The following is a 21,599-nucleotide window of genomic DNA, read 5'->3' as shown; positions in this document are numbered from 1 at the left end:
CGGTTCGCGATCCGTCCCCGATCGCCACGGTCCGGTCGGAGCGATCCGGCGCGCTGGCTCGCGCCGTTGGATCGTCCACCTGCGGCCGTCCCCGGCCCCAGCTCCCATCCTATGCGCGTTCATGGACGAAATCCCAGACGCCGTGGCCTAACCGCAGGCCGCGGCGCTCGAAATGCGTTTCGATGCGCCACGGCGGACGCGTCGTCGTGGCGGCGTACTGCGGGTCGCTGCGCCACGCAGGAGTCGCGGCCAGCACCTCGCGCATCTGCTCGGCATAGTCGGCCCAGTCGGTCGCCAGATGCAAGCGCCCGCCGCGTTCGACCTTGCTGGCGAGCAGGTCGAGAAAATCCGGCTGGATCAGGCGGCGTTTCTGATGGCGCTTCTTGTGCCACGGATCGGGAAAGTAGATACGCACCTCGGCCAGCGTCTGCGCGCCGATTTCCCGCTGCAATACCTCGACCGCGTCGTGGTTGTACAGGCGCACGTTTTCTACACCGGCCGCCGCGAGACCGTTCATCAGCCGGCCGACCCCGGGGCGATGCACTTCGATGCCGAGAAAATCGCGCGCCGGCTCATGCGCGGCCGAATGCAGCAGCTGCTCGCCGTTGCCGAAGCCGATCTCGAGCACCAGCGGTGCGCGGCGGCCGAAGACGGCGGCGAAATCGCGCTTCGCGTCGCTATCGCAGGCGAGGCCGTAGCGCGACCAGTGCTGATCGAACGCGCGCTGCTGCGCGGGCGTGAAACGGCCTTGCCTCAGCACGAAGCTGCGGATGCGGCGCTCGTGGGATTGGGGCTCGTTCATGCGAAGAGTGCGCTGCTTTCCGCTGCAACGGCGGCCACGAACGGCCGCCGCGTGCGGGTTGTCGCGATCGGCGCCGCTCGCACTAGATCGTTCCGTCGAGCGGACTCGACGCCGAGGCGTAGCGCTTGCGCGGAATGCGGCCGGCGAGGAAGGCCAGACGCCCGGCCTCGACTGCGAGCTTCATCGCCAGTGCCATGCGCACCGGATCCTTGGCACCAGCGATCGCGGTGTTCATCAGCACGCCGTCGCAGCCCAGCTCCATCGCGATGGCCGCGTCCGAGGCGGTGCCGACGCCGGCATCCACCAACACCGGTACTTTGGCGTTCTCGACGATCTCGAGCAGGTTGTAGCGGTTCTGGATGCCCAGGCCCGACCCGATCGGAGCCGCCAGCGGCATCACCGCGACGCAGCCGATTTCTTCCAGCCGTTTGGCCAGGATCGGATCGTCGGAGGTGTAGACCATCACCTCGAAGCCTTCCGCGACCAGGGTTTCCGCGGCGGCCAAGGTTTGCACGACGTCCGGGAACAAGGTCTTCGGGTCGCCGAGGACTTCCAGCTTGACCAGCGTATGACCGTCGAGCAGCTCGCGCGCCAGACGACAGGTGCGTACGGCGTCGTCGGCGGTGTAGCAGCCGGCCGTATTGGGCAGGATCGTGTAGCGCGACGGCGGCAGCGCGTCGAGCAGATTGGGCGCATCGCGGTCTTGGCCGAGGTTCATGCGCCGGATCGCGGCCGTGACGATCTCGGCACCGGCTGCGGCGGTGGCGCGCGCGGTTTCGTCGAGGTCCTTGAACTTGCCGGTGCCGGTCAGGAGACGCGAACGGTAAGTCTTGCCGGCGATGACGAGTGGGTCGGCGAGCGATTGAGGCATGGATTGCGGAAGGGCGTTCATTGCAAGGCAGGGGTGAGTTGGTCAAAAGGCTGTGACGGAAACGCTGAGATCATTCGCGCGCGATGTCCGAGCGTCGTGCAAATCTTCAGCCGCCGCCGATCGCGTGCACGATTTCGACGCGATCGCCCGCTTGCAGCACCTGCTGCGCGTGGCGGCTGCGCGGAACGATTTCGCGATTGATCTCGACTGCGACGCGGCGGTCGGCGTAGCCCGATTCCTGCAGTAGTTGCATCAGAGAAGTCGCGGGCGCGATTTCGCGTTCTTCGCCGTTCAATGCGATTTTCATCTCGGCATTGTATCTAAGTGAAACGCTCCACTCGAATTTGCCTGCGCAAAAAAAACGCCGCGCGAGGCGCGGCGTTGAGAGATCTAGAAAAAAGCTTCGTCAGCGACGATCCCGGTCGTTGTTGTCGTTGCCGCCGCGACCGCGGCCTTGTTGCGGCTGTGCTGCGGGTGCACTGCGTTGTTGCGGCTGTGGCGCGCTGCGCTGCTCCGGCTGCGGCGCGCTGCGCGGCTGATACTGCGGCTGCGGTGCGCTACGGGGTTGCGGCTGCGGCATGCTGCGTTGCTCGGGCTGTGGTGCGCTGCGCGGTTGATACTGCGGCTGTGGCGCACTGCGCGGCTGGTATTGCGGCGCACTGCGTTCGACCCGCGGCGCGCTGCGCTGCTCGGGCTGCGGCGCGCTGCGTGGCTGGTACTGCGGCATGCTGCGTTGCTCCGGCTGCGGTGTGCTGCGCGGCTGGTACTGCGGCGTGCTGCGTTGTTGCGGCTGCGGTGCGCTACGCGGCTGATACTGCGGCTGCGGTGCACTGCGTTGCTGCGGCGCCGGTGTGCTTCGCGGCTCGTACTGCGTCTGCGGCGCGCTACGCGGCGATTGGGTCGCGCCGCGCTCGAACGACGGCGCCGAACGCGGCGACTGGTTCGGCTGCGAGCGCGGATTCGTCGACGAATTGTCCGACGGCTGCGCACGCGGAGCGAAACGACTCGACGGCAGGCCGCCGGCGTTCGGCGTGTTGCGTCCACCGACGTCACCGCTCGAGCGCGGGCTGGGCGGCGTCGCCGAGCGATTGGGCGTATCGACGCCGCCGCGGGAAATCGGCGTGCGCGGATCGCTGCCGGGGCTGCCCGCCGGCGGCGCAAAGCGCGACGACGGCGTGGAACCGGCACGACTGGGCGCAGTCGGCGCCGTGCGATCGCCTGGCAGTACGCGCTGGTTGGGCGCACGCGGATCGGTTCCCACGGCCTCGGTCGGGCTGCGGCTGGGCGGCATCGCGCCACCGCGCGAGGGCGCGTTCGGTTGGCCGGCATCACCCGGTCGCTGTGCGGTGGCGGCGCCGCGCGTCGGCAACGGCTGCGGCGTGCCGCGCAGGTTCTGACCCACGACCTGCACGCGCGAGGCGGGGGCTGCGCCACGCTCACCGGGCTGGGCACCGCCGCGTGCGGGCGACAGATCACGCAATTGGTTGCGCGCGAGCGGCTGCGCATCGTTGCGCTGAATCGCCTGGATACGCGAGGCGATCGGAGCCGCTTGCGCCGGCGGCGCGGCGCGCGCGATCACGCGGCGGTCGAGCGCGGCGGTCGGCGCGGCGCGGCCGCGGCCGGCGCTGGCGGCGAAGCTGGCACGTTCGGGCGCGATACCGAGGCGGCTGACCACTTGTGCGTTGCGCAGGTTGGTCTCGTTCACCTGCACACGTGCGCCGGACACGGCGCGCGAACCGATGAAGGTGTCGCGCGAAACCGCGGTCACGGCGTTCACGTTCCTGCCGTAGGCGTAATCGCCACGGATCGGACGTCCGCGCGAGTAGTCGTTGTAGACGTTGGTGATGTAGGTGTTGTTGATGATCGTGGTGTTGCGCACGTTCACGTTGGTGAAGTAGTTGCGCGAGGCGCGATACCACGGCACGTAGACGTCGCGCGGGCCGAGCGGGAACCAGCCGACTGGACCGCTGCCGATCGAGACGCCCCAACCGCCGCCGCCGACGAAGCCGACCAGCGCCGGCGCATACACCGAGCGCACGTGGCGCGCGCCCGGGCACCAGCCCCAGCGGTTGCCGATGTAGGCCCAGCGGCCGTAGTGGAACGGAGCGAAGCCCCAAGGCGAGCTGTCGACCCAGCTCCAACCCCATGGATCGACCCACGACCAACGACCGCTGCGGTAAGGAGTCCAGTCGACTTCGACGCTGCTCGGATACCACACCGCGCCGTACTCGCGCTCTTCGCGCCAGCTGCCGTGATCGTCGAGGTCGGCATAGCCGATGACGTCGTCGGAGACGTACTGACGCGACACCGAGCGCTCGTAGCGATCGTTGCGCGACAGGCACCACTGGTCGAAGTCGTCGCGGCGCGGCAGGTCGAACACCTCGTAGTCGCGCAGGCTGGAATCGTGGAACTTGTAAGAGTTGCCGGCGCGGACGCTGTAGCTCGCGTTGTTCTCGCCATAGACGTCACCGTCGCCTTCGAGCACGGTGACCATGGTCGAATCGCCTTGCGGCGCGATGTCGATGCGGTAGTCGCCCGGGCGATTGACGACGAAGGCCAGCGTCGGCGTGTCGATTTCGTAGGATTGGCCGTCGAAGACGCGGCGCACGTGCAGGTTCAGCGTACCCTCGGTCAGCTCGATCTGCGCGATGTTGTCGTCGAGATTGAGCAGGCTGAACGTGCTGCTTTCGTCGAGCCGGATGCTGGCGGCGCCGATCTCCAGCTCGACGCGCGAGTCGCGGTCGGCATAGAGCTTGTCGCCGGTGACCAGCGGGCGGTTGAGCGAAGTCTCAGCCCATTGATCGTCGCCGGCCGGCTGGAAGCTGACGTTGCCGCGCAGGTAGCTCACGCGCGCGACGCGATCGGGCGGATCGACGTCGGCCAACGCGGTGCCCGCGTACAGCCCGCACAGCAGCAAGACGGCTGCGTACCAGAGCTTGGGAGTGGAATGACGCTTGGTGGACATGAAAGCTCTCCTGGAGCCTACGCCAGACGCGGTTACGGTGGGATTCGCCTTCCCCATACGCATCAGCCGGGCCGCGCCGACAGGCTGGGCACAATATCAGCGCAAAGCCGCTGAATGACGACTTTCCACCCATCGCGCTTTGCATCTTCTTGCGCGACCGCTTAGCGCGTGTTCAGAGGCGCCGCCGGCGCTTGTCGCTGCGCACGCCTGCGGCTACGCTTCGGCACCCCGCGGGTGTCGTCTAATGGTAAGACAGCAGCTTCCCAAGCTGCGAACGTGGGTTCGATTCCCATCACCCGCTCCAGGCGCACGGCCGTGTCCCCCCATCCCCCTCCGCTGCCGACCCTGGCGGCTCCTTGCACGAGTCTAGGCTGGCGTGAATGGCTGGCGCTGCCGGCCCTCGGCATCGTGGCGATCAAGGCCAAGCTCGACACCGGCGCGCGCTCCTCGGCGCTGCACGTCGAGGCCTTGGAAACGTTTCAGCAGGACGGTGTGCTGCATGTGCGCTTCGTGGTTCGTCCGCGCCGCCGCGGCAAGCGCCTCGTCGCCTGTGCGGCGCCGGTGCACGATCGCCGGCTGGTGACCGATTCGGGCGGACATCGGAGCGAGCGCTGGTTCATCCGCACCGAGGTCGATCTCGCCGGCCTCCGCTTCGCCACCGAAATAAATCTGACAGACCGCGGCGCGATGCTGTTTCCGCTGCTGCTCGGGCGCAGCGCGCTCGGCGGCCGCTTCGCCGTCGACCCGGCCGGCTCGTATCGTGCCGGTAAGCCTCCATCGAAAAATGCAGCGGCGGACGGCCGCCTTTCCGCGCTCGCGGACGAGGACGTCCGCAAAGGTACCCCATGAAGATTGCCATCCTGTCGCGCAACGCGCGCTTGTATTCGACGATACGTCTGGTCGAGGCCGCACGCGCTCGCGGCCACAGTGCACGCGTGCTCGACCCTTTGCGCTGCTACATGCGCATCGCGGCCGGCAAGTTCGAGATGCACTACAAAGGACGTGTACTGCGCGGTGTCGACGCGGTACTCCCGCGCATCGGCTCGTCGATCACGTTCTACGGCACCGCCGTCGTGCGCCAGTTCGAGATGATGGGGGTCTACACGCCGAACGGGTCCGACGCGATCCTGCGCGCACGCGACAAGCTGCGTACCTTGCAGCTGATTGCCCGCGAAGGCATCGACCTGCCGACCACCGTATTCGGCGACAACCCCGACGACACCGCCGATCTGCTGGCGATGCTGGGCGACCCGCCCCACGTGATCAAGCTGAACGAGGGCGCGCAGGGGCAGGGCGTCCTGCTGGCCGAGAAGCGCTCGGCGGCACAGGGCATGATCGAAGCCTTCCGCGGCCTCTACGCCAACTTCCTCGTGCAGGAATTCATCCGCGAGGCGAAGGGCGCGGATCTGCGCTGCTTCGTGGTCGGCGGCAAAGTCATCGCGGCAATGCAGCGGCAGGCGCCGGACGGCGAGTTCCGCGCGAATCTGCACCGCGGCGCCAAGGCCAGTCCGGTGGAATTGAGCGCCGACGAGGCCGCCACGGCGATTCGGGCGGCACGACTTCTGGGACTGGGCATCGCCGGCGTCGATCTGCTTCGATCCACCCGCGGGCCACTGGTGGTGGAAGTCAATTCCTCGCCCGGGCTGGAAGGCATCGAGGGCGCCTCCGGGGTGGACGTCGCCGCGAAGATCATCAAGAGCGTGGAGCGCGCCGTACAACAAAAGCGCACCGCCTCACAGGTCCGAAAGTAAGGACTTGCAAATCTACGAAGTTTCTCGTTGACACCTCGAACAAGGGCGAATAGCATGAATACGAGGCTGATCGTACGACAGGCTGCCATGAATATTCGCCTATTGGCATTGTTCTTGTTTGCGGTATCCGCAGGCTCTGTCCGGGCTGAAACGCCGGACACGGTCGTGGTTGCGGATACGCCGCAAAAGCTGCTCGAGACGAAGGCCTCGGTCGAAGGGGAAATGGCGCCCGGAGGGCGCTACGAATTCATTTCCCCGGAGAAACGGACCCAGGCCGAAGGGCTGTTCAGCGACATGCAAGGGATGCTGGAGAAAAGCGGCTCGGTCGCCGCGATGTCCGAACGGGATCGATTGCAGCTGTTCAATGCGCAGGAAAAATTGAACGGCATTCTGACCGGTAGCGACAGTCGACGTCTGGTTTGCGAGAAGAAGGCGCCGATCGGTTCGTTGGTCCCGGTGAAGACATGTCGAACCTACGGTGATATCGAAAGCCAGCGACGCGACAAAGACCGTTTCTTCACTGAAACGAAGAAACGGAGTCAATCGGTGCACGGAGACTAACCGAACAACCGGGACGGCGCTTTCTCGATCGCCCCGTCTCTTATTTATCTCAGTGAGGGCAACATGTCAGTGAAATCGGTGGCGCTGCTGGCAGCGCTGGTTGCATGCGGAGTGGTCGGAACGGCATCGGCCAACAGCGGACAGAACTGGAAATTCAACGCGGATACGCCGGCGGAATTTGAACAGCAGGCGAGCAAAGTACGCGACGGAATGAAAGAGTCCGGTCAATACGCCGGCATCAGCACCTCGGATCGCCACGCGGTCGAGGTCGACCTCGACAAGATTTCGGACTTGCTCAAGCGCAAAGGCTCGGGCAGCGTCCTGAGCGGCGGCGAGCAGGTGGAGCTGGCGAACGCGCAGGAGCGGGTCAATGCAATTCTGACGCGCAATGACGGCGACCGGCTGGTTTGCACCTTCGAACGCCGTTCCGGCTCGAACTTCAAGTACAAGACCTGCATGACGGTGAGCGATCGCGACCGCGAGCGCCGTAAGAGTCAAGAAGGGTTTCAAAATGCAATTTTGAAGGGCGGCGGCAGCCAGGCCCCTGGCAACTAGCCCGCCCGGGTTATCATCTGTACGCTGATGCCTCCATCGCCGCCGCCAAGGGAGACCCGTCCGATGAGCCTGCCGCGCAAGCCGAATGAAATTCCCAAGCCGACCGAAGCCGAGTTGGCCATCCTGAACGTGCTGTGGGAAAACGGCGAAGGTACCGTGCGTGACGTGTATCAAGATCTGTATCGCGACGACGGTGGCGGCTATACGACCGCGCTCAAGTTGCTGCAGATCATGCACGCGAAGGGATTGGTCGAGCGCGACGATTCGCAACGCGCGCACGTCTATCGACCGGCGGTCAACAAGGAGCGCACGCAAAAGCGCTTCCTGACCGATATCGTGCAGCGAGTCTTCGACGGCTCGCCCTCGCAGCTCGTGCTGCAGGCGCTCGGTGGCCGGCCGCGCGCCACGCGTGAGGAATTGGACGAGATTCGCGCGTTGCTCGACCGGTTGGAAGGAGGCAAGTGATGACGCCGTCGTACATCGCGCAGCTGCCATGGGTGCAGGCGCTGGGATGGACTCTGCTGCACTTCGTCTGGCAGGGCGCGTTAATCGGCATGGTGTTCGCCGCGTTGCGTGCGCTGATTCCGGTCGGCAACTGCAACGCGCGTTACGCCAACGGCCTGGCTGCACTGGCCCTCATGCTGGTGTTCCCGCTGGTCACCTTGTTCGCGATGCTGCGTGCGGACATGCCGGCCGAATCGGCGACCTCACTGACCACCGCGGTAGCCGCCACGGCCAGTGCTATTTCCGATTCGGCTCCGTCGGCGGCGATGTCCGCGATGGATACCGCGCTGCAATGGATCGTCTGCCTGTGGATCGCCGGTGTGCTGTTGATGGCGTACCGCTCCTGGTACCAGTGGCGCTCGCTGATGCAGATCGCGCGCAAGTGGGCGCAGCCGAATGCGGAGCTGGAAACGGCATTACTCGCGCTGTCGCGCCGCTTCGAGTTCGTGCGCCGTATCAAGGTGCTGGTGTCCGATCGCATCGACACGCCGATTCTGATCGGTTGGTTCAAGCCGGTGATCCTGCTGCCGACCGCCGTCGTTTTGGGTTTTCCACGTCAGCAAGTGGAACTGATTCTCGCTCACGAACTGGGTCATCTGCGCCGCTACGATCACATCGTCAATCTGGCGCAGGCGATGGTCGAGACGCTGCTGTTCTATCACCCGGTGGTGCATTGGGTTTCGCGCGAGATCCGCAACGAGCGCGAAATCTGCTGCGATACGCTGGTGCTGCACAAGACGTCGAGCGATCCGCGTGAATACGCGCGAACGCTCGCGGCGCTGGAGGAATTGCGCCAGCCGCCGGCGCAGCTCGCGTTGGCCGCTACCGGCGGCGTTCTGCTCGATCGGGTTCGGCGTATCTTGGGCGGTCATCGCAGTCCTGCGAAACGCTCCGGCCGCTGGCCGTGGCTGTTCGCTGTTGCCGGTGCCGCGATCGCGTTGCTGGTGGCGATGCGAATCGAGCATCGCGAACCCACCTCCGTCGCCGGCTTGGAGTTGCTCTTGGATCGGCCGGCACTGGCTCAGCTGGTTCCGGCGGACTTCTCCGCCGCGCCTCTGCGTCGTCCGCCGCTGATCTCACTGACGCGCGAAGCCGATCCCGATCTGCAGCCCATACAGCCGTCGACCGAGACGGCGGTGGTGTCCGCACCGGTCGCGAAAATCGAGGAACGTCCGATCGCCGCCCCGCCTGCGGCTGAGCAGACCGCGCCGGCGAGCCCTGCGATGGGTGAGGAGCAAGACAAGCGTCAGATCGCGGTCGCCGCGACGGAACCCGCTGCCTCGGCTCAGACGAGTCCGCCGAGCGCGGACGCACCGGCAGCGCAGCCCGAACCGGCGCCCGCGGCGGCCTCGCTGGCTGCCGCCGAGCCGTCGAGCAGCGCCGCTTCGGAGCCCGCGGCGCCCGCCGCCGAGCGGAAGTCGTCGCCGGTAGCGATCCATACGGTGTCGCCGGAGTATCCCGAAGCGAGTTCATCGACCCGCACCGAACGCGTCAAGCTTGAATTCTCGATCGCCGCGAACGGCGGCGTGCGCGACATCCAAGTCGTGTCCTCGCAACCGGTCGCGTTTTCCCGCGCCGCCGAGCGCGCATTGAAGCAATGGCAATTCGCGCCAGGTTCGTTCCAATCCTCGGCGCGGAAGCGCTACGCACAGACCTTCGTCTTCGCTTCGCCGCGAGGCGACAGCGAGACGGCTGATCTCGGTTGCGGGCGCCGCACCGGTTCGCGCTTGTGCCGGCGTGCTGGTGAGGGCGGTGGCGATACGCTCGCTCCGCCGCAGGACGAGGCGACGCAAATGGCGGTAGCCGTTTGTGATCGGCGCCTGGGATCGCGCGTCTGCAATGGCACCGAGAAGTCGACCGTCGACGTCCTGGCCGGCCCGAAGCAGGCTGCGCAGATGCCGTACAACGGCGCGCCGACCGGCGGTTAACGGAAGGCTCAGAGCGCTTTAACGGCAGCTTAATTCTTCAATGCCTATAGTCGCTGCACTGTAGTTTGCTCGACACTCCTAAGTCAGGTCAGGTGACTGGCGAATTACGGTAATCGGGGCAGTAGCTTTTTGGCCCAAGCGAGGTGTGTTCCCCCAATGACACCTCCTTGGGCCATTTTCTTTTGTGTACTTGTGCGATCCGTCCTAGGTCGCGTCGACTTCGATGCGGAAGTCGAACCCTGAACTCTCCTCCGCTGCGCTGGAATCCAGAAGCGGCCTTTCACAGCGGCACTTCTCGTCGATCACGCGTGTCGCCTGCGGCGCCATCGGATGGTTCTGACGGGGGCGGCTGCATTTCGAGCGGAACTTTCCCGGCGCGGCCGCGCTCCGCATTCGGCGAATTCCGCGTTAAAGTAAGCACCCATGCGTATTCTCGTTATTGAAGACAACAGCGACATCGCCGCGAACATCGGTGATTTCCTGGCCGACAAGGGTCATGTAGTCGATTTCGCCGGCGACGGCGTGACCGGCTTGCACCTCGCGGTCGTCAACGACTTCGACGTCATCGTGCTCGACCTCGGCCTGCCCGGCATGGATGGTTTGGAGGTCTGTCGCAAACTCCGCCAGGAAGCCAAGCGGCAGACGCCGGTGCTGATGCTGACCGCGCGCGACACACTCGACAATAAGCTGACCGGTTTCGATTCCGGCGCCGACGACTACATGGTCAAGCCGTTCGCGCTGCAGGAATTGGCCGCGCGCTTGGAAGTGCTCGGCCGACGCGGCAAGGGCAACAAGAGCCGCCTGCTGCAGCTCGCCGACCTCACCTACAACCTCGACACGCTGACGATCAATCGCGCCGGCAAGCCGATCCAGTTGAACCCGATCGGCCTGAAGCTGCTGCAGTCGCTGATGGAAGCGGCGCCGTCGGTGGTCACGCGGCAAGAGCTCGAAACCCGCGTGTGGGGCGAAGAGCTTCCCGACAGCGATTCGCTGCGCGTGCACATCCACGGTCTGCGCGCGGCGATCGACAAACCGTTCGACAAGCCGCTGATTCAGACGCGTCACGGCATCGGCTACCGCATGGTCGATCCGGATGCGCTACCGGCGTAGGCTGCGCAGCCGCATCGTCATTTCTTTCGCGTTGTTCGGACTCGGGCTGACCGCGCTGTTCGCGGTCGCCACGATCTACTTGCGCGCGCGGCTGGAAGACCAGCTGATCAACAACACGCTGCAGCGCGAGCTGAAGAATTTCGTCGACTTCAAGCGCGACAACCCCGATCCGAACGCGCCGTGGACGATGAGCGTGTACGACGCGCAGATCGTACGCGCCGGCCGCAGCGCGACCGTGCCGCTGGCCTGGCAGAGATTCGATTCCGGTGTCTACGACATCGAGGAGATCGGCCGCGAAGGCAAGAACCGCCCATATCGATTGGCCGTCTACAAAGACGCCGACTACTGGGCGTATTTGCGCTTCGACTTGAGCACGCAGAAGCTCAACGAGCGCCAACTGCTCACTGCGCTCGCCACCGTGGTGTTCCTGTTCGCGATCCTTTCGTTGGTGATCGGTTTCTGGCTGTCGGCGCGGGTGATCAGCCCGGTCATCGAACTCGCCCGGCGCGTACGCGCGATGAGCCGCAGCGGTAAGCCGGAATCGCTGAAGAAGCACTTCGCCGACGACGAGGTCGGCGAACTCGCCTCGGTGCTCGACGACTATTCCATGCGCCTGACCGAGATCGTGCAGCGCGATCGCGAGTTCAACGCCGACGTCAGCCACGAGCTGCGCACGCCGCTGGCGGTGATCGCGAGCACGACCGAACTGCTGCAAGGCTCGCCCGACCTGACCGACAAGCTGCGCGAGCGCCTGAAGCGCATCGAGCGCGCCGTGCGCCAGTCGACCGAGCTGATCGATGCGTTGCTGCTGCTGTCGCGCCGCGAACGCCAGGCACCGACCGATGGCGAAACGACCGATGTAGCCAAGGTCGTCGAGCAGGTGGTCGACGCGCAACGTCCGCATTTGGCCAACAAGCCCGTGCAGGTGCGTGTCGAACTCGAGCAGCCGCTGGCAGCGGCGGCGCCGTCTTCGGTGGTCGCGGTTGCGCTCAGCAACCTGATCGGGAATGCGTTCAAGTACACGCCGAGCGGCGAGGTCATCGTCACGGTCGGCCATGGACGAGTGACGGTCGAAGACAGCGGCCCCGGCATCAAGGCCGAAGAAGCCGAGAAGCTGTTCGAGCGCGGCGTCCGCGGCACCACGGTCGGCAAGGGCGGCGGGCTCGGGCTGGCGATCGTGCGCCGTCTGTGCGAACTCTACGGCTGGAAAGTTTCGCTGGCGCCGCGGCCGCAGGGTGGGGCGACCGCCACGTTGGATTTCAGCGATCGATGAGTTTTTCGCGATCGTCTCTGATCGCGAAAATCAAACAGCAGGCATTCGGATACTTCTGCGCTCGTCCTTGATCGCGAAGATCAAACAGCAGGCATCCGTGCCTGCACTTTTCAACTCACCGCCACTTCGTTGGAGACGGTGGCCATGATTCCGACCTTCAGCTGCCGACCGGTTCGAGCCAGCCCCAGCGATCTTCCGTCGAGCCATCGAACAGGCCGAAGAATAGCTTCTGCATGCGCGCGGTGAGCGGACCCGGCTTGCCGCTGCCGACCGGCTTGCCGTCGACGGAGCGGATCGGCGTGAGCTCGGCCGCGGTGCCGCACATGAACAGCTCGTCGCAGAGGTAAAGGTATTCGCGCGGCAGGTCGCGTTCGACCACTTCGATGCCGTTCGCGCGCGCGAGCGTGATCAGCGTGTTGCGCGTGAGGCCGTTGAGCAGCGCCGCGCTGACCGGCGTCGTGTGCAGAACGCCGTCGAAGACCAGGAACAGGTTCTCGCCGGCACCCTCGCTGAGCAGGCCGGTCGACGCCAGTGCGATGCCCTCGCCGAAGCCCAGTCGGCGCGCTTCACGCGCGACGAGCTGACCGGACAGATAATTGCCGCCGGCCTTGGCACCGGCCGGGATCGTATTGGGCGCAAAGCGCTGCCAGCTCGAGACGCAGGCGTCGATGCCCTGCTCGAGTACGCCGGCGCCGAGGTAGGGACCCATGAACCAGGCCGCGACGGCGACATCCGTCGGTGTTTCGGCGGACAGTCCGAATCCTCCGAGGCCGCGATAGGCGACCGGGCGCAGGTAGGCCTTGGTCAAGCCGTTCGCTTTGATCACTTCGCGACAAGCCGCGTTGATCTCTTCGAGCGTATAGGGAATCGCGATGTCGTAGATCTTGGCCGACGCGAACAGGCGCTTGATGTGATCGGTCAGGCGAAAGATCGCCGGACCGTTCGGCGTCTCGTAGCTGCGAATACCCTCGAAGACCGAGGAACCGTAATGCAGCGCATGTGCCATCACGTGCACGGTCGCTTCCGCCCATGGCTTCATGCGGCCGTTCTGCCAGATGTGATCGGGATACTGCTGCGCCATGTGCGGATCCGTCGAGCGGGGGAAACGCGCATGATACCAGCCGGCCGCTCACCTACCATTCGAGCCAGTAGCAGCCTGCGTGTGCGCTGACGCCGAAAGAATGCTCGCGCACACCGCCCTCGGCGCCGCTGCCCGTACGCAGGCGTAGGTGGTCGCTGTTTGCATCAGTGGCGCGATCCGTCGCGTCGGCGCTGCCATCCTCGATCGCGAGCAAGGGGCGTTGGGTGAGATCGCGCAACTCGCGCAAGCGCGTTCCCGCGGCGCGACCGCCGACATCGTTCCAACGCAGCAGGCTGGCAAGCCCGTTCGCATCTCGCTGTGTGACGGCGGCAGCAATGCGCTCGCGCAATTCGGCGCGTGTAGCGGGACAGGACATGCTCAGCGCCGGCGAGCTGGCTACCGGATTCGCTGCATCGCTCGCGAGTGCGCTGCCGACGGCGGCGGCATCACTGCGGCACGGCAATCCGGAGAACACGATCTCGCCGTGGCGGCCTACGCAGCGATGCACGCGCTGCGTCGATGTCGCCGCTTGCGCGTGGACTTCGGTGGTTGCAGCCAGCAAGGCGAAAGGAACAACGATCTTGGCGAACATGGCGGAGTCCGGCGGGATATCGCCAAGGCTAACCCGCTTGCCGCTGCACGGAGAACTCCATCGCATCGAGATGCCCGCGGATCGTCATCGACGGCGATCCGCGGACATCCGATTTCAGTTACTCATCGTCAGACGAGGCTCAGCGGAACGCGGCAATCGTCGCCCGCGTGTTGTTGAGCACGCGATGATTGTCGTTGCCCGCCGCCGTTCCCATCGGCACGCCGCCGTAGGTCTTGCCGGGATTGGACCAATAGTTGAGCCGCGTGCAGCCGGCGGAGCATTCGTAGGCCATGATCGTGCGCCAGTGCCCGGCCGGGTACTGATAGCCGTGACCGTAGGCGTACGGCGTGTTGGTCGGATCATTGGCCGGATCGTGGCGAGCCGATTGCAAATGACCGATCTCGTGCGCGAACGAGTAGTAGCCAGTCGCGCAATCCCAATACACCTCGACGAAGGCCGTCGACGCACTCGCTCCGATGGCCGAGGCCAGTCCGCAATACGCGGTGTTGTTGACCAGCAGCACACCGACGTCGGCAGCTGAGCTGTTGCGCAGCGTATGAATGTTGTTCATGTAGCTGTCGGTGGTGCCGCGGTAGCGCGCGAGATCGGTGTCGAAGTTGCCGGTTTCGGTGTAGGTCACCTGCGAGGTCGCGGCGAGCTCCAGCGTGATCGAAACGTCGCTGTTGGTGTAGCCGTCGTTCGATTCGGATACGGCGAGATCGATCAGACCGGGTACGTCGGCGACGTTCGCTGCCACCGCCGGGGTGTAGTTCACCATGACGCGGATGACGGTGTTGGCCAGCGGCAGCGGCCCTGCGGCCGAAAGAGAGGCATCGTCGATCGCCGCGCTCTCTTCGAAGATCCGGCGATAGGAAGCCGGCGGATGGTCCGGCGGCATCGCCGCCTGATTCACCTCGACGATCGCCGTGCGGCCGTCGTGCAGTGGACGGATCGCGTACAGCTGACCCTGCACGTGCAGGTTGCCGGTGATCTTGTCGCCGTTGCGCACGAGGATGACCGAGTTCATCGGATCGCTCGCGATCTCGTTGGCGTCGCCCGAGCGCTTGGCCGCGGTTTCGGCGATCGTGCCTTGCCAGATCACCGCTCCCGACGTGCTGCGATAGGACTTCGTGCGCTCCGCGGTCAGCCGCATTGCGCCGCCGAAATCGAGATCGAAGGCAATGCTCGGCGTCGCTTCGTCGACCAAGGCGCTGTCGGCGACGACGAGTTGGATTGCATGGCTGGATGGCTGTGCGGTGAGTGCCGCGTAGGCGCGATCCTCAGTAGCGTTCTTGAGTACCAGCGGCGCGGCCGAGAACAACGGTTCGCTCGCCAGCACAACACCGGCCGGAACCAGCATTGCCGCGCACAACGCACACCCCGAAATGACTTTCCCCAGTTGCATGAAACGTCCTCCTCCGTGGACTGCTCGGCGCCGAAAGGTCCGCATTCAGAGGCGGCGCTGCGCAGCCGTTGAGAAACGGCGGACCCGACCTCGCGTCGGTTGTACTCCCGCATCGGAGCGGGTTATGCGATTGGGTCCACGCTTCCGGCAATGTGCGCCCATGCCGGTAGGAGCGCGCGAGAATTCGCAGGAAATTCACGGTGAGTGAGTTACGCGCCGTGTTTTTCGATCGGCCGCCGATTCGGCGCTATTGTTCGCCGAGGATTTTTCGACGCACATCGCGGAGTCGCGATGCGTCGCTCCAGCGTTCAGAACGGTGCAGTCGGCAGGCGTGCGACCGACGTTCTCGTCCCGTCAGCGATCGAGGCGCTCGCACACGGCCAAGGTCGCCTTGGCGCGATTGAGCGTATAGAAATGCAGACCCGGCGCGCCGCCTTCGAGCAGACGGCGACAAAGTTCGGCGACGACGTCGGCGGAAAACTCGCGGATCGAATCGACGTCGTCGCCGTAGGCATGCAGACGTTTGGCCAGCCAGCGCGGAATTTCCGCGCCGCACATGTCCGAGAAGCGGCGCAGTTGGGTGAAGTTCGCGATCGGCATGATGCCGGGCACGATCGGCACGTTCACGCCGGCGCGCCGCGCCGCGTCGACGAAGCGGAAGTAGGCATCGGGGTTGTAGAAGTACTGCGTGATCGCGCCGTTCGCGCCGGCGTCGACTTTTGTCTTGAAATGACGCAAGTCAGCCAGCGCGTCGTCGGACTGCGGGTGCACTTCCGGGTAGCAGGCGACCTCGATGTGGAACCAGCCGTCGCGTTCGCGGCGGATGAACGCGACCAATTCGCTGGCGTAGCGAAAATCGCCGTAGCTGGCCATGCCCGAGGGCAGGTCGCCGCGCAAGGCGACGATGCGCTTGCAGCCCATCGCCCTGTATTGATCGAGCAGGCGGCGAATTTCATCGCGCGTGCCGCCCATGCAGGAAAGATGCGGTGCGGCGTCGAGGCCATGTTCCTCGCGCAAGTGGCGCACCGTCTCGGGCGTGTACGACAGCGTCGAGCCGCCGGCGCCGAAGGTGCAGCTGACGTAATCGGGAGCGAGCGCCTTCAGCTTCGGCAGCGCGGCTTCGAGCGTCGACTTCTGTTCGTCGGTTTTCGGCGGGAAGAATTCGAGGCTGATCGACGGCATCGTCGGCGGGTCGTAGTCGGAGGAAGGCAAAGTATATATCTCTTTGTCGCGATGAAGGGATATATGTGGCATCGGCGCTCGGCGATCGGACGGCTTGATCCGTCCTCGGTCACCCTGATCTCGTTCGTTCCGAAGAGGGGCCGAGATGATCGAGCTTTATCAACTGCGCTGGTCGCACTACGTCGAAAAGGTTCGCTGGGCGCTCGATTTCAAGCGGCTCGCTTGGCGCGATATCGAGGTCGTGGCCTACAGCAAGCGCGAGATGCAGCGCTTCGCCTGTCCGCAGCGCGTGCCGCTGATCCACGACACGGCGAGCGGGATCGCGATGAGCGAATCCTCCTCGATCGTTCGCTACCTCGACGAAACCTATCCGCAGCCGGCTCTGCTGCCGGCCGATCCGGCCGAGCGCGAAGCGGCGTGGCGCTGGATGCTGCATCTGGATTCGACCCTCGGCCTGCACGCGCGCCGGCTCGGCTACACCCAGCTGATCATGGAAGCCCCGGCGGCGCTGTCGAGCTTGTTCCTGCGCAACGTGCTCGGCGGCCTGTTCACGCGTGCGGGCTGGCGTGCGCTGGCGGCGCCCATTCTCGGCGCCATGCTGGTGCGACGCTTCCGTTTCGACCGCAACCGCGCCGACCGCGTGCACGAGCAGCTCGAAGCGCAACTGCTGCCGATTGCGGCGCGGATCGACCGCGATGGATTCCTGGTCGGCGGAGGTTTCACCGGTGCCGATCTGACCTTGGCCTCGCTGCTGCGGCCGCTGCGCATCGTGCCGCACTTCCGCGGCCATCCACGGCTGCAATCTTTGTTCGCGTGGCAGGAGCGCTTGTTTCGTGAGCACGGACGCGACCCGGCCTACGCTTACGAAGGGCTGATCCGGGCGCGCCGCGAGCGACGGCGTTCGATGTGCGGACGGGTCAGCTGGCTGCGCACGTCGATGGACGGCGCGATCGAGGCGGCGCTCACACCGCCGTTGCGAGCGGTGCACAACGACCAGCATCCGGTCAGTCGCGGCTCGCTGTTGCTGGGTCTGCCTGGCTATCTGAAGCTGCGCTGGTTCAGCGGAGTGGGCCGAGTTCCGTACGTTGCCGGCATACCGAGCTGATGCCATCGCGGAAAATCCCGTTTCGGTGAGGGCGAATCGCTGCAAGAGCTTCTAGGTGAATGGCGCGCCATCGCGTATGTTTTGTCCGATCCCTGTGCAAGCACTCTGTCGGAGTTGCAACCTCTCTCCATGTCGATCGTCTTGACCCCGTTCGCTCGTACCCGCTTGTTTCCCGCGCGGCCACGCCGCAACACGATTCAGGACTGCACGCCCGATGAGTTCGAACGTCGGCTCGACAGCGAGACTCCGCTGAACGTGCTCGACGGCTATGCCCCGTTCTGCAAGCTGCACGTGCACCGCAACTGGACTTCGACGCGCTGCCTGACCGCGCCGATCACCGAACACAATCGCGACCGGCTCCGCTCGGCCTACGAAGCGCGCTCGTCGGAAGAACTGCCGGTACTGGTGCGCTGGTTCGAAGGCGTCGAGCCGCCGGTGGCGAACTATCTGATAGCGATCTTGTACAGCCGCGAACAGCTCGCCAACGAAGGTGCGCCGATCGCAGCCGACTGGGGCATCGTCGGCTGTCTCTACACGATGGAGCCGGAAGAGATTCCGATGGCGCCGATCACGATGATGCGCAACGCGCTCGGCGTCGAGGAAGGGGGCTCGGGTGTACCGCTCGACCGCGCGGCCTATCGGCGCAGCGTCGAGTATTGGGAACGCCATGCGAACTGGCGCCCTTAGCGTGCGCGAACGCAGCCGGCGAGTTCATTCCGCGCGAAGAGGTTTTATGCAACAGCTGAGCATTCTGCTGCGGGCTTGCCTGACGATGGCTGCGATCGCCTTCGCGCACAGTGCTGCGGCGACAGCATGGCAGCCGCCGGCCGGCATCGAGCAGATTCCGCTCTGGCCGGACGGCATCACGATCGAACGTCCGAAGATTCGTGGCGAAGAGCGCGCGTCGTCCGCGCCCACGATGGTCGCGGGTCGCCCGTGGACGATGATCGAGAACGTCGAACGCCCGACGATGACGGTGTTTCCCGCCACCGGACCGAATACTGGGGCCGCGGTCGTGGTCTTCCCCGGCGGCGGTTATCGGGTACTGGCGATCGATCTCGAGGGGACGGAAGTCTGCGATTGGCTCACTCCGATCGGCATCACTTGTGCGGTGTTGAAGTACCGCGTTCCCGGTTCGGGTCCGCATTGGAACGAAGCGTGCCGCTGCGGCAAGACTCCGCGTGTGCCGATGGCGTTGCAGGATGCGCAAAGAGCCATCGGCGTATTGCGCGAGCGCGCGCAGGAGTGGGGCGTCGATCCGCACAAGATCGGCGTGCTGGGTTTTTCCGCCGGCGGTCACTTGGTCGCGGCGGTCAGCAACGAGACCTCGCGCCGCTATTCAGCCGTCGACCATGCGGACACGCAGAGCAGCCGCCCCGACTTCGCCGTCGTGCTCTATCCCGGCCATATGTGGGACGGCCATCATCTGCAGACATTGATCGGCGACGTTCGGGTCAGTGCGGCGACGCCGCCGACCTTCATCGTGCAGGCGCAGGACGACCCGGTCGACGACGTGCACGAATCGCTCGTCTACTACCTCGCGCTATTGAAGGCACACGTTTCGGTCGAGATGCATTTGTACGCCCACGGCGGCCATGCGTTCGGCTTGCGTCACAGCGATCAGCCGATCACGCAATGGCCGGACTTGCTTGAGTCGTGGCTGCGAGCGATCGGCGTGTTGCGGAAGTTGCCGTGATGCAAGGGTTGGTGCGTTCGCTCTCGTGAAATCCGCCGCTTAGGCCATAGTGGCTCTGCGCGGAACGCACGAATTGGTGTTTAACGGGTGCCGCAAGGGCGTCGAAGATGCGTACTTCCAACGGTGGAGGACGCGCGATGAAGGCTTGGTTTTGGCTGCTGCTGCTGTGCATGGTGGGTGGATTTGCAGCGAGCGCGGTCGCCGCCGAGCCGACGAAATCGTGCAGCGATCCGGAACACCGCAAGTTCGATTTCTGGGTCGGCGATTGGGATACGTTCGACCTGCCGCTGACGCCGACCTCGAAGTCGGTTGCGCGCACTCGCATCGATGCGATCCTGGAAGGCTGCGTGATCCGCGAGGACTACGACCAGTTCGACGGTTATCGCGGCCAGAGCTTTACGATCTACGACGCGACACGCAAGGTCTGGCATCAGAGCTGGGTGACCAATCGAGGCGAGCTGCTGATCCTCGAAGGCAAGCGCGAGGGCGAGCGCATCACGCTGGAAGGAGAAGCGATCACGCCGAAGGGCAAGAAGCGCACGCGTGCGGTCTGGTATCCGCAGGGAGAGGACGTGCGCGAAACCGCCACCGTCTCCGACGACGGCGGCAAGACCTGGAAGCCGCTGTTCGACATTCTGTTCCGCAAGCATAAGAACTGATCCTCGGCGCTGTCGCGCTCGCCCGCATCGGCTTCGGCGAAAGGGCGAGTGCGGCAATCCTCTAAAGCGAAACGGGCGCCTCGCGGCGCCCGTTTCGTTTCAGGGATGGATCGAACCGCCGATCAATAGCGGTAGTGATCCGGCTTGTACGGACCGTCCACCGACACGCCGAGATACGCGGCCTGGTCGGCCGTCAGCGTGGTCAGCTTCACGCCGATCTTTTCCAGATGCAGACGCGCGACTTCCTCGTCGAGCTTCTTCGGCAGGATGTAGACCTTCGACTCGTAAGCGTCCTTGTTCGCCCACAGGTCGATCTGCGCCAGCGTCTGGTTCGAGAACGAGTTGGACATGACGAAGCTCGGGTGGCCGGTGGCGCAGCCGAGATTCACCAGGCGGCCTTCGGCGAGCAGGAAGATCGAGTTGCCGTTCTTGAAGGTGTACTTGTCGACCTGCGGCTTGATGTTGAGGCGGGTCGCGCCGGAGGTGTTCAGTGCATCGACCTGGATCTCGTTGTCGAAGTGGCCGATGTTGCAGACGATGGCCTGGTCCTTCATCGCCTGCATGTGGGCGAGCGTGAGCACGTCCTTGTTGCCGGTAGTGGTGACGTAGATGTCGCCGCGGCCGAGCGTGGCTTCGACCGTGTTGACCTCGAAGCCTTCCATCGCCGCCTGCAGCGCATTGATCGGATCGATCTCGGTGACCACCACGCGCGCACCGTACGCGCGCAGCGAGTGCGCCGAGCCCTTGCCGACGTCGCCGTAACCGCACACGACCGCGACCTTACCGGCCAGCATCACGTCCATCGCACGCTTGAGGCCGTCGGCCAGCGACTCGCGGCAGCCGTAGAGGTTGTCGAACTTGCTCTTGGTGACCGAGTCGTTGACGTTGATCGCCGGCACCAGCAGCTTGCCCGCCTCGGCGAGCTGATACAGGCGATGCACGCCCGTGGTGGTCTCTTCGGAGACGCCCTTCCATTCCTTGACCACGCCGGCCCAGAAGCCCGGACGCTCTTTCGCCACGCGCTTGAGCAGGTTCTTGATCACCTGCTCTTCGTGGTTGGACGAAGGCGTGTTGACCCAGTCGGAACCGTTCTCGAGCTCGTAGCCCTTGTGGATCAAGAGGGTTACGTCGCCGCCGTCGTCGACCACCAGCTGCGGACCCTTGTTGCCGGGGAAGGAGAGCGCATCGAGCGTGCAATCCCAGTACTCCTCCAGCGTCTCGCCCTTCCAGGCGAACACCGGCGTGCCGGACGCGGCGATCGCGGCGGCGGCGTGGTCCTGGGTCGAGAAGATGTTGCATGAAGCCCAGCGCACTTCGGCGCCGAGATCCTTCAGCGTCTCGATCAGCACCGCGGTCTGGATCGTCATGTGCAGCGAGCCGGTCACGCGCACGCCCTTGAGCGACTGCGCGGCGGCGTACTTCTTGCGGATCGACATCAGGCCCGGCATTTCGTGCTCGGCGATGTCGATTTCCTTGCGGCCCCAGTCGGCCAGGGCGAGGTCGCGCACCTTGTAGTCGTGCGCGGGCGGGTTCTTGATGACAGCATTCATGGTGGGCAC

Annotated in this window: 21 protein-coding genes and 1 tRNA gene; 13 read left to right on the top strand and 9 right to left on the bottom strand. The window is 65.1% G+C overall.

The genetic code is table 11. The features are described from left to right. Positions 1-109 precede the first annotated feature (109 nt). The 4 genes from trmB to AC3QL3_RS18295 all read right to left on the bottom strand — a co-directional run bounded on the left by trmB (position 110) and on the right by AC3QL3_RS18295 (position 4,638). On the bottom strand, positions 110-802 hold the full coding sequence (gene trmB / locus AC3QL3_RS18310; RefSeq protein ID WP_492895536.1) for a tRNA (guanosine(46)-N7)-methyltransferase TrmB: 693 nt from the start codon (positions 800-802) through the stop codon (positions 110-112). A gap of 82 nt (positions 803-884) precedes the next feature. Further along, positions 885-1,673 (bottom strand): thiazole synthase, encoded by a 789-nt coding sequence (locus AC3QL3_RS18305; protein WP_492895535.1) that lies wholly within the window; start codon positions 1,671-1,673, stop codon positions 885-887. Positions 1,674-1,779: 106 nt separating this feature from the next. After that, positions 1,780-1,980 carry a sulfur carrier protein ThiS gene (thiS, locus tag AC3QL3_RS18300; protein ID WP_492895533.1) on the bottom strand — a complete coding sequence of 67 codons (201 nt, stop codon included), beginning with the start codon at positions 1,978-1,980 and terminating at the stop codon, positions 1,780-1,782. A gap of 99 nt (positions 1,981-2,079) precedes the next feature. After that, the gene (locus AC3QL3_RS18295; RefSeq protein ID WP_492895532.1) at positions 2,080-4,638 is read right to left on the bottom strand and encodes a DUF6600 domain-containing protein; all 2,559 of its coding nucleotides are present in this window, start codon (positions 4,636-4,638) and stop codon (positions 2,080-2,082) included. Between the two features lie 230 nt (positions 4,639-4,868). Between AC3QL3_RS18295 and AC3QL3_RS18290 the strand changes: the two genes are divergently transcribed. The 9 genes from AC3QL3_RS18290 to AC3QL3_RS18250 all read left to right on the top strand — a co-directional run bounded on the left by AC3QL3_RS18290 (position 4,869) and on the right by AC3QL3_RS18250 (position 12,320). After that, a tRNA-Gly gene (locus tag AC3QL3_RS18290) sits at positions 4,869-4,942 on the top strand. A 101-nt stretch (positions 4,943-5,043) separates the two neighbouring features. Beyond that, positions 5,044-5,487, top strand: a complete 444-nt coding sequence (locus AC3QL3_RS18285; RefSeq protein WP_492898985.1) for an ATP-dependent zinc protease family protein — start codon at positions 5,044-5,046, stop codon at positions 5,485-5,487. Beyond that, positions 5,484-6,389, top strand: a complete 906-nt coding sequence (gene rimK / locus AC3QL3_RS18280) for a 30S ribosomal protein S6--L-glutamate ligase (RefSeq protein ID WP_492895530.1) — start codon at positions 5,484-5,486, stop codon at positions 6,387-6,389. Before AC3QL3_RS18285 ends, rimK begins: the two co-directional genes overlap by 4 nt. Positions 6,390-6,443: 54 nt before the next feature. After that, positions 6,444-6,950 (top strand): hypothetical protein, encoded by a 507-nt coding sequence (locus AC3QL3_RS18275; RefSeq protein WP_492895528.1) that lies wholly within the window; start codon positions 6,444-6,446, stop codon positions 6,948-6,950. A gap of 63 nt (positions 6,951-7,013) precedes the next feature. Continuing rightward, on the top strand, positions 7,014-7,505 hold the full coding sequence (locus tag AC3QL3_RS18270; RefSeq protein WP_492895527.1) for a hypothetical protein: 492 nt from the start codon (positions 7,014-7,016) through the stop codon (positions 7,503-7,505). 63 nt (positions 7,506-7,568) lie between these two features. Continuing rightward, a complete protein-coding gene (locus AC3QL3_RS18265; RefSeq protein ID WP_492895526.1) occupies positions 7,569-7,970 on the top strand; it encodes a BlaI/MecI/CopY family transcriptional regulator in 402 nt (133 codons plus the stop codon). After that, positions 7,970-9,937: a TonB family protein gene (locus AC3QL3_RS18260; protein ID WP_492895524.1), complete on the top strand. Its 1,968-nt coding sequence runs from the start codon at positions 7,970-7,972 to the stop codon at positions 9,935-9,937. Before AC3QL3_RS18265 ends, AC3QL3_RS18260 begins: the two co-directional genes overlap by 1 nt. 423 nt (positions 9,938-10,360) lie before the next feature. Then, positions 10,361-11,047, top strand: coding sequence for a response regulator transcription factor (locus AC3QL3_RS18255; protein WP_492895523.1), 687 nt, complete (start codon positions 10,361-10,363; stop codon positions 11,045-11,047). Further along, a complete protein-coding gene (locus tag AC3QL3_RS18250; protein WP_492895522.1) occupies positions 11,031-12,320 on the top strand; it encodes a sensor histidine kinase in 1,290 nt (429 codons plus the stop codon). The genes AC3QL3_RS18255 and AC3QL3_RS18250 overlap by 17 nt, the downstream gene beginning before the upstream one ends. 157 nt (positions 12,321-12,477) lie before the next feature. Here AC3QL3_RS18250 and AC3QL3_RS18245 read toward each other — a convergent pair whose 3' ends face one another. The 4 genes from AC3QL3_RS18245 to metF form a co-directional block, all read right to left on the bottom strand. Further along, positions 12,478-13,401 carry a branched-chain amino acid transaminase gene (locus AC3QL3_RS18245; protein ID WP_492895521.1) on the bottom strand — a complete coding sequence of 308 codons (924 nt, stop codon included), beginning with the start codon at positions 13,399-13,401 and terminating at the stop codon, positions 12,478-12,480. A gap of 52 nt (positions 13,402-13,453) precedes the next feature. Beyond that, on the bottom strand, positions 13,454-13,993 hold the full coding sequence (locus tag AC3QL3_RS18240; protein WP_492895520.1) for a hypothetical protein: 540 nt from the start codon (positions 13,991-13,993) through the stop codon (positions 13,454-13,456). A 139-nt stretch (positions 13,994-14,132) separates the two neighbouring features. Continuing rightward, positions 14,133-15,398 carry a M12 family metallo-peptidase gene (locus AC3QL3_RS18235; protein ID WP_492895519.1) on the bottom strand — a complete coding sequence of 422 codons (1,266 nt, stop codon included), beginning with the start codon at positions 15,396-15,398 and terminating at the stop codon, positions 14,133-14,135. A 354-nt stretch (positions 15,399-15,752) separates the two neighbouring features. Beyond that, a complete protein-coding gene (gene metF / locus AC3QL3_RS18230; protein WP_492898983.1) occupies positions 15,753-16,580 on the bottom strand; it encodes a methylenetetrahydrofolate reductase [NAD(P)H] in 828 nt (275 codons plus the stop codon). Between the two features lie 145 nt (positions 16,581-16,725). Here metF and AC3QL3_RS18225 point away from each other — a divergent pair, with 145 nt between their 5' ends. From AC3QL3_RS18225 to AC3QL3_RS18210, 4 genes are all read left to right on the top strand, one after another. Continuing rightward, a complete protein-coding gene (locus tag AC3QL3_RS18225; protein WP_492895518.1) occupies positions 16,726-17,685 on the top strand; it encodes a glutathione S-transferase family protein in 960 nt (319 codons plus the stop codon). A gap of 129 nt (positions 17,686-17,814) precedes the next feature. Then, complete coding sequence (locus tag AC3QL3_RS18220) at positions 17,815-18,372, top strand: DUF3228 family protein (RefSeq protein ID WP_492895517.1); 558 nt, start codon at positions 17,815-17,817, stop codon at positions 18,370-18,372. Between the two features lie 46 nt (positions 18,373-18,418). Beyond that, positions 18,419-19,381: an alpha/beta hydrolase gene (locus AC3QL3_RS18215; protein ID WP_492895516.1), complete on the top strand. Its 963-nt coding sequence runs from the start codon at positions 18,419-18,421 to the stop codon at positions 19,379-19,381. A 107-nt stretch (positions 19,382-19,488) separates the two neighbouring features. Continuing rightward, a complete protein-coding gene (locus AC3QL3_RS18210) occupies positions 19,489-20,040 on the top strand; it encodes a hypothetical protein (RefSeq protein WP_492895515.1) in 552 nt (183 codons plus the stop codon). A gap of 122 nt (positions 20,041-20,162) precedes the next feature. Here the strand turns inward: AC3QL3_RS18210 and ahcY are convergent, their stop codons facing one another. Next, positions 20,163-21,590 carry an adenosylhomocysteinase gene (gene ahcY, locus AC3QL3_RS18205; RefSeq protein WP_492895513.1) on the bottom strand — a complete coding sequence of 476 codons (1,428 nt, stop codon included), beginning with the start codon at positions 21,588-21,590 and terminating at the stop codon, positions 20,163-20,165. Between the last annotated feature and the right edge of the window lie 9 nt (positions 21,591-21,599).

It is taken from the genome of Dokdonella sp. GW821-FHT11D02 (assembly GCF_058808595.1).
The sequence above is the reverse complement of the archived record's forward strand: the minus strand, read 5'-3'. Positions and strand labels throughout refer to the sequence as shown.